The 14167-nt window shown below is 70.3% G+C and carries 12 protein-coding genes; 10 read left to right on the top strand and 2 right to left on the bottom strand.

What is annotated here, in order from left to right; translation table 11 throughout:
• Window positions 1-6 precede the first annotated feature (6 nt).
• The 9 genes from argS (at window position 7) to ACFE6Z_RS06230 (ending at window position 11557) form a co-directional block, all read left to right on the top strand.
• Window positions 7-1674 carry an arginine--tRNA ligase gene (gene argS, locus ACFE6Z_RS06190; protein WP_375384834.1) on the top strand — a complete coding sequence of 556 codons (1668 nt, stop codon included), beginning with the start codon at window positions 7-9 and terminating at the stop codon, window positions 1672-1674.
• A 1-nt stretch (window position 1675) separates the two neighbouring features.
• Window positions 1676-2509, top strand: a complete 834-nt coding sequence (locus ACFE6Z_RS06195; protein ID WP_375384835.1) for a DUF2993 domain-containing protein — start codon at window positions 1676-1678, stop codon at window positions 2507-2509.
• Between the two features lie 173 nt (window positions 2510-2682).
• A complete protein-coding gene (lysA, locus tag ACFE6Z_RS06200) occupies window positions 2683-4143 on the top strand; it encodes a diaminopimelate decarboxylase (protein WP_375384836.1) in 1461 nt (486 codons plus the stop codon).
• Window positions 4140-5471 (top strand): homoserine dehydrogenase, encoded by a 1332-nt coding sequence (locus ACFE6Z_RS06205; RefSeq protein WP_375384837.1) that lies wholly within the window; start codon window positions 4140-4142, stop codon window positions 5469-5471. The genes lysA and ACFE6Z_RS06205 overlap by 4 nt, the downstream gene beginning before the upstream one ends.
• A 1-nt stretch (window position 5472) precedes the next feature.
• The gene (gene thrC, locus ACFE6Z_RS06210; protein ID WP_375384838.1) at window positions 5473-6561 is read left to right on the top strand and encodes a threonine synthase; all 1089 of its coding nucleotides are present in this window, start codon (window positions 5473-5475) and stop codon (window positions 6559-6561) included.
• Window positions 6558-7535, top strand: a complete 978-nt coding sequence (gene thrB, locus ACFE6Z_RS06215; protein WP_375384839.1) for a homoserine kinase — start codon at window positions 6558-6560, stop codon at window positions 7533-7535. Before thrC ends, thrB begins: the two co-directional genes overlap by 4 nt.
• 176 nt (window positions 7536-7711) lie before the next feature.
• A complete protein-coding gene (gene rho / locus ACFE6Z_RS06220; protein ID WP_375385001.1) occupies window positions 7712-9892 on the top strand; it encodes a transcription termination factor Rho in 2181 nt (726 codons plus the stop codon).
• 37 nt (window positions 9893-9929) lie between these two features.
• Window positions 9930-11009 (top strand): peptide chain release factor 1, encoded by a 1080-nt coding sequence (prfA, locus tag ACFE6Z_RS06225; RefSeq protein ID WP_375385002.1) that lies wholly within the window; start codon window positions 9930-9932, stop codon window positions 11007-11009.
• 149 nt (window positions 11010-11158) lie between these two features.
• Complete coding sequence (locus ACFE6Z_RS06230) at window positions 11159-11557, top strand: hypothetical protein (protein WP_375384840.1); 399 nt, start codon at window positions 11159-11161, stop codon at window positions 11555-11557.
• A 9-nt stretch (window positions 11558-11566) separates the two neighbouring features.
• On the opposite strand, the gene epsC is transcribed toward ACFE6Z_RS06230, so the two are convergent.
• Complete coding sequence (gene epsC / locus ACFE6Z_RS06235) at window positions 11567-12145, bottom strand: serine O-acetyltransferase EpsC (RefSeq protein WP_375384841.1); 579 nt, start codon at window positions 12143-12145, stop codon at window positions 11567-11569.
• Window positions 12146-12151: 6 nt separating this feature from the next.
• Window positions 12152-13090, bottom strand: coding sequence for a cysteine synthase A (gene cysK, locus ACFE6Z_RS06240; RefSeq protein ID WP_375384842.1), 939 nt, complete (start codon window positions 13088-13090; stop codon window positions 12152-12154).
• A gap of 157 nt (window positions 13091-13247) precedes the next feature.
• Here cysK and prmC point away from each other — a divergent pair, with 157 nt between their 5' ends.
• Complete coding sequence (gene prmC, locus ACFE6Z_RS06245; RefSeq protein WP_375384843.1) at window positions 13248-14141, top strand: peptide chain release factor N(5)-glutamine methyltransferase; 894 nt, start codon at window positions 13248-13250, stop codon at window positions 14139-14141.
• The last annotated feature ends 26 nt before the right edge of the window (window positions 14142-14167 follow it).

Consider the following 14167-nt stretch of genomic DNA (forward strand, 5'->3'; position numbering starts at 1 on the left):
GCGGCTATGGATCCCGAAGACCTCGCCGCCGCCCTGCTCGCCGTCGTCACCCCGCTCGTCGAGGCTCGACGCGAGGGATCGAGCGCGGGGCTGACAGCATCCGACCTGCCCCTCGACCGCCCCAAAAACCGCGACCACGGCGACTGGGCATCCAACGCCGCGCTCAAGCTCGCGAAGATCGCCGGAGCGAACCCGCGTGAACTGGCCGCCGAGATCGCCGAGGGTCTGCGCGCCGTCGACGGTGTGGCGAGCGTAGAGGTCGCCGGACCGGGGTTCATCAACATCCGACTGGATGCTGCGGCCGCCGGTGCTCTGGCCAAGACCATCGTCGAGTCAGGCGCCGCCTTCGGATCCAACGAGAGCCAGCGCGGAAACACGATCAACGTCGAGTTCGTCAGCGCCAACCCGACCGGTCCGCTCCACATCGGCCACACCCGCTGGGCCGCCCTGGGCGACTCGATCGCGCGTCTGCTGCTGGCCAGTGGCGCGACCGTCGCGCGCGAGTTCTACATCAATGACGCCGGGGTGCAGATGGAGCGGTTCGGCCGTTCGGTCCTGGCCGCTGCGAAGGGCGAGCCGGGGCCGGAGGACGGCTACGCCGGTGCCTACATCGACGAGCTCGGCCGTCGTGTGCTCGAGGCCGACCCCGCGCTGCTCGACCTCGACCTCGACGCACAGGTCGAGACCGCGCGCGAGCTCGCCTACCGGTTCCAGCTCGGCGAGATCCAGGCATCCCTCGCCGCGTTCAACGTCGCCTTCGACGTGTGGTTCTCGGAGCGGGTGCTGCACGCCGCGGGTGCAGACGGCGCACCCAGCCTCGTCGACGAGGCCGTCGAGCGGCTGCGCGCGCAGGGGCATGTCTTCCAGGACGAGGGCGCGGTGTGGGTGCGCACGACTGACTTCGGAGATGACAAGGATCGGGTCATCCGTCGCTCCAACGGCGAGTACACGTACTTCGCCGCCGACGCGGCGTACTACCTCAACAAGGGCGACCGCGGGTTCGCGCACAAGATCTATCTCCTCGGCGCCGATCACCACGGCTACGTCCATCGGTTGAAGGCACTCGCCGGAGCCGCGGGCGAAGACCCCGAGAAGGACATCGAAGTGCTGATCGGCCAGCTCGTGTCGATCAACGGCGCGCGGCTGAGCAAGCGCGCAGGCAACATCATCGAGATGGACGACCTGCGCGAGTGGCTCGGCACCGATGCGCTCCGCTACTCCCTCGGTCGCTATCCGGCGGACTCGCCCCTCACGCTCGACCCCGAGCTGTTGCGCAAGCGCACGAACGACAACCCGGTCTTCTACGTCCAGTACGCGCACGCGCGCACCCACAACGTCGCGCGCAATGCCGCGGCATCCGGAGTCGACCGCTCGGAATTCGCTCCTCAGCTGCTCGATCACGAAACGGAATCAGCGCTGCTCGGTGCGCTGCAGGAGTTCCCGCGCACCGTCGCGTTCGCCGCTGAGGTGCGCGAGCCGCACCGGATCGCGCGCTACCTGGAAGAGCTCGCCGGGCTGTACCACCGCTGGTACGACAACTGCCGCGTGATCCCGCTCGGCGACGACCCCATCGAGTCGGTGCACCGCACCCGGCTGTGGCTCAACGACGCCACCGGCCAGGTTCTGCGCAACGGCCTCGACCTGCTCGGCGTGAGCGCTCCCGAACGGATGTGACATGACCGACATGCAACCCACGCAGCCGCTGCCCGATGCGGGAGCGCAGTGGGTGCTGTCGAGCGCCGTGGCGCCCGAGCGCCGCCGCCGTCGCGCGTGGCCGTGGATCGTCGCGATCGTTCTGGTCGTCGTCCTCGCGGCCGCCGCGTGGTTCGCCGGCGAGTGGATCGCACGCGACCTCGTGACCAAGACCATCCGCCAGCAGGTGATCACGAGCCTCGCGCTTCCGGCGGATCAGCCGATCGACGTGGCGATCGCGGGCGCCGTGCTGCCCCAGCTGATCGGCGGCCACCTCGATGACGTCACCGTCGCATCGGACGACGTCCCGCTCGGGCAGCTCACCGGCGACGTCACGGTCCACGCGGAGGGCATCGGCCTGAGCGAGCCGCCCACGGCGAAGACGGCGACGGCGACCGTCTCGCTCGACTCGGCGCAGCTGCAGTCCCTGCTCGCGAACACGGGGACGATCTCGATCGACTCGTTCGAGCTGGCAGAGCCGAATGTCACGGCCGGCACCACCCTCAGCGTGCTCGGGCTCCAGCTGCCGGTCGCCGTGGCCCTGACACCGAGCGCCGCGAACGGCGAGCTCGTACTCACCCCGGCATCCGTCCAGGTCGCCGGAGCCGAGCTGAGTGCGGCCGATGTGCGCAGCCGCTTCGGCGGCGTGGCCGACTCGGTGCTGCGCGGCTGGAACATCTGCGTCGCGCAGTATCTGCCGGTCGGCTTGACCCTGACCAGCGTTGCAGTGCAGGGCGACCTGCTCGTGGCCGGCCTCGATGTCGACCCGGCGACCGCGACCGACGCCGCGCTGAGCGAGAAGGGCACGTGCGCCTGAGTCCGGCGAAGCACCCACGGGGTTCGCGTGCGCGCGCGGATCGGGGCCCGGCAGCAGGGTGCCCTAGACTGGAATGACTGCCCGGCGCGTGAGCACACCGGCCCTGTCACCCCGCAGATCCCGGGCGAACCCCGGAAGACGCCGCGCCGAAGCATCCACCGATTGGTCCTACCGTGTCTGCCGCTACGCCCGCCTCTGGCTCGATCCCTTCGTGGCTCGTCGAGCCGGCCGACGCGAACGGCCTCGTCGAGAGCGTCTGGCCGGCATCCGCTGAGCGCGACGACGACGGGGTGATCCGCATCGCCGGCGTCGCGGTGACCGCACTCCGCGAACGCTTCGGCACCCCCCTCTACGTCCTGGACGAAGAAGAAGTGCGCGCGCACGCCCGCGCGGCGCTGGCCGCATTCCGCTCGGCGACCGCGGCGCACGGCGTCGGAGCGCGTGTCTACTACGCGGGCAAGGCGTTCCTGTCCACGGAGGTCGTGCGCTGGGTGACGGAGGAGGGCCTCGCGGTCGACGTGTGCTCCGAGGGCGAACTCGCCGTCGCGCTCGCCGCGGGCGCCGAGCCCGGGTACATCGGCTTCCACGGCAACAACAAGAGCGTCCGCGAGCTCGAGCGCGCCGTCGATGTGGGCATCGGCTCGATCGTCATCGACAGCCACGACGAGATCGACCGACTCGAGGCGATCATGCGCAGGCGACGTGCCGACGATCCGCAGGCATCGCAGTCGGTGCTCGTGCGCGTCGTCAGCGGCGTGCACGCCGAGACCCACGACTTCCTCGCGACCGCGCACGAAGACCAGAAATTCGGTTTCGCACTGCGGGATGCCGGGGCCGCCGTCGCCCGGATCCGCACGATCCCGGGCCTCGTCTTCCTGGGCCTGCACTGCCACATCGGTTCGCAGATCTTCGGCACGTCGGGTTTCGCGGAGTCCGCCGCCCGGGTCGTCGAGCTTCATGCCGCTCTTCTGGCGGGCGGGGCCGTGCCGGTGATGAACCTCGGCGGTGGATTCGGCATCGCGTACACCGCCGCCGATGACCCGACCCCGATCGAAGAGCTCGCCGCCGGCATCGTCGACGCCGTCGCCCGCGAGTGCGCTGAGCGCAGCATCCCGATCCCGAACCTCGCCTTCGAGCCGGGGCGTGCGATCGTCGGCCGGGCCGGCGTGACGCTGTACGAGGTGGGCACCGTCAAGCCGGTCCAGGTCTCGGAGGCTCTCACCCGCACGTACGTGAGCGTCGACGGGGGTATGAGCGACAACGTGCGGCCGGCGCTGTACGGAGCGCAGTACTCCGCGCGCATCGCGTCGCGCGTGAGCGATGCCTCACCCGCGCTGGCGCGCGTCGTGGGGCGGCACTGCGAATCGGGCGACATCGTCGTGGACGCCGAGTACCTGCCCGGCGACGTCGCGGCCGGAGACCTGCTCGCGGTGCCCGCGACCGGCGCCTACTGCTTCTCGCTCGCGAGCAACTACAACTACGTGCCCCGCCCGGCGGTCGTCGCCGTGCGCGGGGGAGCGGCGCGCGTCATCGTGCGCGCCGAGTCGATCTCGGATCTGCTGGCCCGCGACGCGGGCGCATCCGGGGAGGAGAGCAATGTGCCTGTACTGAGCGAGCGGAGCGAGTCGAAGTGACGGATTATCGCCGCCTCCGAGTGGCTCTGCTGGGCGCGGGAGCTGTCGGCTCCCAGGTCGCCGCGCTGCTGCTGCGCCACGGATCCGAGCTGGCCGACCGTGCCGGAGCAGCGCTGGAACTGGTCGGCATCGCCGTGCGCGACCTCGACGCGCCCCGCGAGACGGATCTGCCGCGCGAGCTGTTCACGACCGACGCCGAGTCGCTCATCATGGGCGCCGATATCGTGATCGAGCTGATGGGCGGCATCGAGCCGGCCCGCACGTACCTGCTGCAGGCGATCAACTCCGGCGCGGACGTCGTCACGGCCAACAAGGCCCTGCTCGCCACCCATGGCACCGAGATCTTCGACGCCGCCGACCAGGTCGGTGCGCAGGTCTACTACGAGGCCGCCGCCGCGGGGGCGATCCCGATCATCCGCCCGCTGCGCGACTCGCTCGCCGGCGACCGAGTGCAGCGGATCATGGGCATCGTCAACGGCACGACGAACTACATCCTCGATCGGATGGACACCGAAGGCGCCGATCTGGCCGACGTCCTGGCGGAAGCTCAGACGCTCGGGTACGCCGAGTCCGACCCGACTGCCGACATCGAAGGCTACGACGCCGCGCAGAAGGCGGCGATCCTCGCGAGCCTCGCCTTCCACACCACCGTCCCGCTGTCCGCGGTGCACCGCGAGGGCATCACGGCCATCGACGCTTCGATGATCGAGGCCGCGCGGCGCGCCGGTTACGTCATCAAGCTGCTGGCGGTGTGCGAGCGGCTGTCGGACGAACCGGATGCCGGGCCATCCGGTGAAGCGATCTCGGTGCGCGTGTATCCCGCGCTCATCAGCCGCAGCCACCCGCTCGCGAGCGTCCACGGCGCGAACAACGCCGTGTTCGTGCAGGCCGAGGCGGCAGGCAACCTCATGTTCTACGGCGCGGGTGCGGGCGGGGTCCAGACGGCATCGGCCGTCCTGGGCGACATCGTCTCGGCCGCCCGCCGCCACATCGCCGGCGGCGTCGGAGTGGGCGAATCCACTCGCGCCAACCTGCCGATCGCGCCGGTCGGACGCGTCACCACGCGCTACCAGATCACCCTCGAGGTCGATGACCGGCCCGGCGTGCTCGCCACGGTGGCAGGCACCCTCAGCGAGGGTCGCGTCTCGATCGCGACCGTCGAGCAGACCATCGTCGACGATGCGGTCGACGGCAGCGTCGGTGTCGCGCGACTGGTGATCGGAACCCACAGAGCCCGTGAGCAGGACCTCAGCGAGACCGTCGACCGGCTCGCCGCAAGCGGCGTCGTCGAGCGCGTCGTCTCGGTCCTGCGCGTAGAAGGAGACTGACATGGCACACGTCTGGCGCGGAGTCCTCCGCGAGTACGCGGATCGACTGGGAGTGACGGATGCTTCGACCGTCGTGACCCTCGGCGAGGGCGGCACGCCGCTCGTGCCGGCACCGGCACTGTCGCGCATGACCGGCGCCGACGTGTGGGTCAAGTTCGAGGGCATGAACCCGACCGGCTCGTTCAAGGACCGTGGCATGACCGTCGCGCTCTCACGCGCTGTCGAGCACGGCGCGAAGGCCGTCATCTGCGCGTCGACGGGCAACACGTCCGCCTCGGCGGCGGCCTACGCGGCGCACGCGGGCATCACGGCGGCCGTACTCGTCCCCGAGGGCAAGATCGCGATGGGCAAGCTCAGCCAGGCCGTGATCCACAACGGTCAGCTCATCCAGATCCGCGGCAACTTCGACGACTGCCTCGAGATCGCCCGAGAGCTTGCCGCGCACTACCCGGTCCACCTGGTCAACTCGGTCAACCCCGACCGCATCGAGGGCCAGAAGACGGCCGCCTACGAGGTCGTCGAGGTGCTCGGAGACGCTCCGGACTTCCACTTCATCCCAGTGGGCAACGCGGGCAACTACACCGCGTACTCGCGCGGCTACCGCGAGGAGGCCGCCCGCGGTGCCGCCACGCGCGTGCCGCGGATGTTCGGGTTCCAGGCCGAGGGCAGCGCACCGCTCGTGCGCGGCGAGGTCGTGCGCCACCCCGAGACGGTGGCCAGCGCCATCCGGATCGGCAACCCCGCTTCATGGGAGCAGGCCATCGAGGCCCGTGACGCAACCGACGGCTGGTTCGGTGCGATCGACGACGCGCGCATCCTCGCCGCCCAGAAGCTGCTCGCCGGAGAGGTGGGCATCTTCGTCGAGCCCGCGTCGGCGATCAGCGTCGCCGGGCTCCTCGACCGCGCCGAGGCCGGCATCGTGCCCGCCGGCGCCCGGGTGGTGCTCACCGTCACCGGTCACGGACTCAAGGATCCGCAGTGGGCGCTCCGCAACGCCGACGGCAGCGAGATCACCCCCACCGTGGTCGACGCCACGACCTCCGAGGTCGCTTCGGTGCTGGGGCTGGTACCCGCGGTGGAGCCCGCGTGAGCGCATCCGAGCCGACGCCCACGCCCATCGGGCGCACGGTCGCGGTTCGGGTCCCGGCGACCAGCGCCAACCTCGGCCCCGGCTTCGACACGCTGGGCCTCGCGCTGAGCGTGTACGACGAGCTGCTGGTCACCACCCTCGATGACGATCGCGTCGAGATCGAGGTGACGGGGCAGGGAGCGAATGCTGTTCCCCTCGATGCGTCGCACCTCGTGGTGCGGTCGATGGCGCACGCGTTCGCCTCGGTCGGGCGCCGCATGCCCGGCGTGCGGCTGCAGGCGCGCAACGTCATCCCGCACGGTCGCGGTCTCGGTTCGTCGGGAGCCGCGGTGGTCTCGGGTCTGCTCGCCGCGAAGGGGCTGCTCGAAATCGACGGGGCCGGTAGTGGGGACGGGGGCCTGGTGATCGGCGACGAGGCGCTGCTGCGGCTCGCGACCGAACTCGAGGGGCACCCCGACAACGTCGCGCCCGCCCTCTTCGGCGGGCTCACGATCGCGTGGATGGACGAGACCGGCCCCCAGCACAAGAAGCTGCTCGTGCACCGCGGTGTCTCGCCGGTCGTCTTCGTCCCCGAGTCCACGATGTCCACGAGCGTCGCGCGCAGCCTGCAACCCCTGCAGGTGCCCCGCGAGGATGCCGTCTTCAACGTCTCGCGCTCCGCGCTGCTGATCGCCGCGCTCATCCAGAGTCCGGAACTGCTGCTGGCCGCCACGGGCGACCGCCTGCACCAGGACTACCGCGCGCAGGCCATGCCCGAGACGGACCGGCTGGTGCGGACGCTCCGTGCAGCGGGCTTCGCCGCGGTGGTCTCCGGAGCCGGCCCCAGCGTGCTCGTTCTCGCGGACGGACCCGGTCGGCGCCTGCAGGCGGCCGAGGTCGCAGCATCCGTCACCGACACCCCGTGGGATGCGCTCATGCTGGCCGTCGACTTCAAGGGTGGTACAGTGAAGGAGTACGCGGAGGGTTCCACCTAACACGTGAATCTGGCCTCCGTCGCAAATCTGCGAAAGCACCGCATCACCTCCACCCGCTGACTCTCTTCGAGTGACCATCCGGTCCCTGAGCGCGTCGAATAGCGATGTGGGCTGGGTTCGTCCTGTACGGGCCGGATGCGGTCGTGCACATCCACACGTTTCACAAGGGAGAACTCGTGGAGTCCATCTCCGAGATCAACGCTGTCGACGCCCAGGCGGAAGGGCACGTTGACGCGCCCCAGTCCGCAGAGGGCGCCGCGCAGTCCGACGACACCAATGCCGTCACCACCGAAAGCACCGACACCGCTGCTGGTGAGCCCGAGGCCACCGCGGCCGAAGAGCCCGCTGCGGCTGAGGAGCCGGCTGCAGAGCCCGCTGCGGCTGAAGAGCCGGCTGCCGAACTGCCCGTCGAGGCGCAGCCCGAGGTCGCTGCCGAGGCTCCGGCCGACGCTCCGGTCGATGCGGCCCCCGCCGCCGTCGAGGCGCCGGTCGAACCTGCACCGGCCACCGCGCCGCGCAAGCGTGCCCCGCGCCGGGCCAAGAGCACGGATGCCGCCGCGAAGGCCGCACCCGAAGCCGTCGCCGAGGCGCCGGCCGCCGAAGCCGCATCTATCGAGGCGCCGGCCGCCGAAGCCGCACCCATAGAGGCCGCACCGGTCGAGGCAGCACCCACCGAGGCGCCAGCCGCCGAGGCACCTGAGGCCGAGGCATCCGCCGCGGTTGAGGTGCCCGTCGAGACAGCCTCACCCGAGGTCACCGCACCCGAGGTCATCGCGTCCGAGGTCGCGCCTGTGCCCGACGCGGAGACTTCCGACGCGCCGGCCACCGCCGACGACGCGTCCGAGGGCGACAGCGCCTCGGAGGGCGACGCTAACCCGGACGCCGCCGAAGGCGACACTGCCGAGGGCACGTCCGCTCGCAGCCGCAGCCGGAGCCGCAATCGCAACCGCCGCAACGGCCAGACCGCGCAGACCGGCCAGGGCGCGCAGCCCCAGAATGGCGCCCAGAACGGCAACCAGAACCAGCCGCAGCAGGCCGCCGACTCCGACGAAGACACTGCACCGGCCGCAGGCCGCGGTCGCCAGCCGCGCAACGCCCCCCGCGAGAACAACGCCCGCGAGAACGCAGCCAAGCGCCGCGGTCAGCAGAATGGCGACGAGTTCGAGACCGAGATCAACGAGGACGACGTCCTCATCCCGATCGCCGGCATCCTCGACGTGCTAGACAACTACGCGTTCGTCCGCACGAGCGGCTACCTGCCCGGCACGAGCGACGTCTACGTCTCGCTCGGTCAGGTGAAGAAGTACAACCTCCGCAAGGGCGACGCCGTCGTCGGTGCGATCAAGCAGCCCCGCGAGGGCGAGCAGTCCAGCCGTCAGAAGTACAACGCGCTGGTCAAGGTCGACTCGGTCAACGGCCTGTCCGTCGAGGATGCTGCGACCCGCGTCGAGTTCGGCAAGCTGACGCCGCTCTACCCGCAAGACCGCCTGCGTCTCGAGACCGCCCCCGAGAAGCTGACCCAGCGCATCATCGACCTGGTCGCACCGATCGGCAAGGGCCAGCGCGGCCTCATCGTCGCGCCCCCGAAGGCCGGCAAGACCATCGTGCTCCAGCAGATCGCCAACGCGATCGCGACGAACAACCCCGAGGTTCACCTCATGGTCGTCCTGGTCGACGAGCGGCCCGAAGAGGTCACCGACATGCAGCGCACCGTCAAGGGCGAGGTCATCGCCTCGACCTTCGACCGCCCGGCGGAAGACCACACCACGGTCGCCGAGCTGGCGATCGAGCGAGCCAAGCGCCTCGTCGAGCTCGGCCGCGACGTCGTCGTGCTGCTGGACTCGATCACCCGCCTCGGCCGTGCGTACAACATCACGGCACCCACCTCGGGCCGCGTGCTCACCGGCGGGGTCGACGCATCCGCGCTGTACCCGCCCAAGCGCTTCTTCGGCGCTGCGCGCAACATCGAGAACGGCGGATCGCTCACGATCCTGGCCACGGCGCTCGTGGAGACCGGGTCCAAGATGGACGAGGTCATCTTCGAGGAGTTCAAGGGCACCGGCAACAGCGAGCTGCGCCTGTCGCGCCAGCTCGCCGACAAGCGCATCTTCCCGGCCGTCGACGTGAACGCGTCGAGCACCCGCCGCGAAGAGATGCTGCTCTCGGCCGACGAGGTCAAGATCACCTGGAAGCTGCGTCGTGCCCTTGCGGGCCTCGACCCCCAGCAGGCGCTCGAGGTCGTGCTCGGCAAGCTCAAGGAGACCTCGTCCAACGTCGAGTTCCTCGTGCAGATGCAGAAGTCGATCCCGACGCCCGCCGCTGGAAGCAGCCACGGGCACGAGAACAACATCCGCTGATCCCCGGCGGGAGCCACCCATCGTGTCCGACTCCGGCATGTTCGAATCCGTCCGCGGGCTGATCGAAGAGCACAAAGCCGTCCAGGAGGAGCTCTCCGATCCTGCGGTGCACGCCGACGCGGCGCGCGCGAAGCGCGTGAACCGCCGGTATGCCGAGCTGTCGCGCATCGTGGCCGCGAACGACGCATGGGTGACAGCATCCGATGATCTCGAGGCAGCCCGCGAGCTCGCTCGCGAAGACGAGGCGTTCGCCGAAGAGATCCCCGGGCTCGAGGAGCGCGTGACGACGACGCAGGAGCGTCTGCGGCGCCTGCTGATTCCGCGCGACCCCGACGACGCCCGTGACGTGATCATGGAGATCAAGGGCGGCGAGGGGGGCGCCGAGAGCGCCCTGTTCGCGGCCGATCTGCTGCGGATGTACCTGCAGTACGCCGCCTCGAAGGGCTGGAAGACCGAGCTCCTGGAGCGCACCGAGTCGGATCTCGGCGGCTACAAGGACGTGCAGGTCGCGATCAAGGGTTCATCGACCGACCCCGCGCAGGGCGTGTGGGCCCACCTCAAGTACGAGGGCGGCGTGCACCGCGTACAGCGCGTGCCGGCGACCGAGTCGCAGGGGCGGATCCACACCTCGACGACCGGCGTGCTCGTCTTTCCGGAGGTAGACGAGCCCGACGAGGTCGAGATCAACCCGAACGACCTCAAGATCGACGTGTTCCGCTCGTCCGGTCCGGGTGGCCAGTCGGTCAACACGACCGACTCGGCGGTGCGTATCACGCACGTGCCGACCGGGATCGTGGTGTCGATGCAGAACGAGAAGTCGCAGCTGCAGAACCGCGAGGCGGGCATGCGAGTACTCCGTGCCCGACTGCTGGCCAAACAGCAGGAGGAGCGGGATGCGGTGGCCTCCGACGCCCGCAGATCGCAGATCCGCGGCATGGACCGCTCCGAGCGCATCCGCACCTACAACTTCCCCGAGAATCGCATCGCCGATCACCGCACCGGGTACAAGTCGTACAACCTCGACCAGGTGATGGACGGCGCTCTCGAGCCGATCATCGAGTCGTGCATCGCCGCCGATGAGGAAGCGCGCCTCGCGGCGCTCAGCGCCGACGCCTGACCCCGCGCTGCCTCGCCGCACCGCCGCGACCGCGACACATCACTTCGCCGCTGAGACACACGTCGCGGCGTGATGTCTCGACGCGCGAGTGGTTTCTCAGTGCCGCATGAGGCCGCGAGCGCCGCGCGGGCGGCCGCTAGGCTCCACACGTGATCACGTTCCTCATCCGCGCCGCCATCTTCGTCGTTTCGGCGGCGCTCGGTCTCATCGCCGCCGACCTGATCCTGCCGGGCTTCCACATCGACTGGAGCGACTGGTGGGGGTTCGTCCTGGCCGTCGTGATCTTCGCCGTCATCCAGAGCGTGCTCGCGCCGTGGGTCTTCAAGGTGACCCGTCGCCATGCCCCGGCGATGCTCGGCGGCATCGGCATCATCTCGACGTTCGTCGCGATCGTCATCGTCGTGCTGATCCCGGGCGCCGGCATCGGCATCTCGGACGCGCTCGCCTGGGTGCTGGCCCCTGTGGTCGTGTGGATCGTGACGGCCCTGGCGACGTGGCTGCTGCCGCCCCTGTTCATCAAGAAGAAGGTCGAGCAGGCGCGGGCCTGAGATCGGGCGTCAGATCGTGTACTCGGGCGCCGTGAGCAGCGCCCGAGTATCGAGACCCTCGCGCCGGTTGCGCGGCTTGGCCGGAACACCGACGAGGATGCTGTCGGCCGGCGCGTCCCGCGTCACCACCGCGTTGGCACCGATCAGGGTGTCCGACCCGATCCTGATCGGCCCCAGCACCTTGGCACCCGCCCCGACGGCCACGCGGTCGCCGAGCGTCGGGTGGCGCTTGCCGCCCTCGCGCTGGCGACCGCCGAGCGTGACGCCGTGGTACAGCATGACGTCATCACCCACCTCGGCGGTCTCGCCGATCACCACGCCCATACCGTGGTCGATGAAGAACCTCCGCCCGATCGTCGCACCGGGGTGGATCTCGATGCCGGTCAGCCAGCGCGTGATCTGCGACCCGGCGCGCGCGACAAAACGGAAGCCGCGCACCCACAGCGCGTGCCACACGCGGTGCGCCCAGATGGCGTGCAACCCCGGGTACAGCAGCGCCAGCTCGATCGACGAGCGCGCCGCGGGATCGCGCAGCTTCGCCGCCGCGATGTCTTCGCGGATGCCGGAGAAGGCGCGCGCGATGCCCACGACCGCTCAGTCCTCGCGCAGGTGCTCGTAGAGCGCGGTGCTGAGGTAGCGCTCGCCGGCCGACGGCACGATGACGACGATGTTCTTGCCCGCGTTCTCGGGGCGTGCGGCCACCTGCAGCGCAGCCCAGATCGCGGCGCCGCTGGACATGCCCACGAGGATGCCCTCGTCGGTGGCGACCTGGCGGGCGACGCGGATGGTGTCGTCGAACTCGACGGCGATGACCTCGTCGAGGATGCTGCGGTCGAGGATCGCGGGGACGAAGTTCGGTCCGATGCCCTGGATCTTGTGCGGGCCGGGGTGGCCTTCGCTCAGGACCGGGGAGTCCTTGGGCTCGACGGCGATGATCTGTACGTCCGGGTTGCGCTCCTTGAGCACCTGACCCACGCCGGTGATGGTGCCGCCGGTGCCGACGCCGGCGATGAAGATGTCGACCTTGCCGTCGGTGTCTCGCCAGATCTCCTCCGCCGTGGTCTTGCGGTGGATCGCGGGGTTGGCTTCGTTCTCGAACTGCCGCGCCCAGATCGCGCCCGGCGTATCGGCGACGATCTGCTTCGCGATGCTGACGGCTTCGGCCATCCCCTTGGTGGGGTCGGTCAGCACGAGCTCGGCGCCGAACGCCTTGAGCAGCAGGCGCCGCTCCTTCGACATGGAGGCGGGCATCGTCAGGATCACCTTGTAGCCGCGCGCGGCCCCGACCATCGCCAGCGCGATGCCCGTGTTGCCGCTCGTGGACTCGACGATCGTGCCGCCGGGCTTCAGCTCGCCCGAGGCCTCCGCCGCGTCGACGATGGCGATGCCGAGGCGGTCCTTCACGCTCGAGACCGGGTTGTAGAACTCGAGCTTGGCGAGCACGGTGGCGCCGAGCCCCTCGGTGACACGGTTGAGCCGGACGAGGGGAGTGTTGCCGAACGCGCTGGTGATGTCGGAGTGGATGCCGGACATGGGGCGGGCCTTTCGGGAGTCGGGCTGCAGGACGCCGGTCCAGCCTAGCGAGTGGGCGCCTGGCCGGGGCTGTATGACCGCCGGCCCACGGCCTCGCGGGTAGGCTGGACGCCGCCCACACGATTACGACGCGCCAGGGCCCCCGATAGCTCACACCGTGATCCCCGCCACCCCGACTCCTTCATCGTCTCGCGTTCCGCTACGCGATGCCCTCCGGCGCGCGACCGAGCGGTTGGCGACCGCCGGCGTGCAGGATCCTCAGGTCGACGCCGAACTGCTCGCCGCGCACGTGCTCGGCGTCCGTCGCGGCGCGGTGCGGGCCGGCGTCGTCCGCGGCGACCTCATCGACGCGGCGCAGGCCGCGCGCCTGGAGGCGCTGGTGGATCGCCGGGCGACGCGCGAGCCGCTCCAGCACCTCACCGGCATCGCACCGTTCCGCCACCTCGAGCTGCGGGTGGGGCCCGGGGTCTTCGTGCCGCGGCCCGAGACCGAGATCGTCGCGCAGTACGCCATCGATGCACTCGCGGTCGCCGCATCCCCCTCTCCTATCGCCGTCGATCTGGGTACGGGGAGCGGCGCGATCGCCCTCGCCCTGGCGACCGAGGTGCCGCACGCCCGTGTCTTCGCCGCCGAGAATTCGGTCGAGGCGTTCGTGTGGACCAAGGAGAACTTCGCCGAGGTCGCCGCAGACAACGCCCGTCTCGCCTTCATCGACATCGAGCGCGCCTTCCCCGAGCTGGACGGCACGGTATCGGTGGTCGTCTCGAATCCCCCGTATGTTCCGGATGCTGCCATCCCGCGTGATCCGGAAGTGCGGCTCTTCGACCCGCCCGCAGCGCTCTACGGGGGCGCTGACGGGCTGGATGTCGTGCGCGTGGTCAGCCGGGTGGGCCTGCGCCTCGCCCACCCCGGCGGTCTGCTCGTGATCGAGCACGGCGAATGGCAGGGCGCGCAGATCCGCGAGATCCTCGCCGCCGACGGCTGGCGTGCCGCCGCGACCCACCCCGATCTGACCATGCGCGACCGCGCGACCACTGCTCTGCATCCGTAGGCCCCTGCATCCGTGAAGGCCCCGGA

Origin of the sequence: uncultured Microbacterium sp. (assembly GCF_964244775.1) — a bacterium.
In the GTDB taxonomy this organism is placed as follows: domain Bacteria; phylum Actinomycetota; class Actinomycetes; order Actinomycetales; family Microbacteriaceae; genus Microbacterium.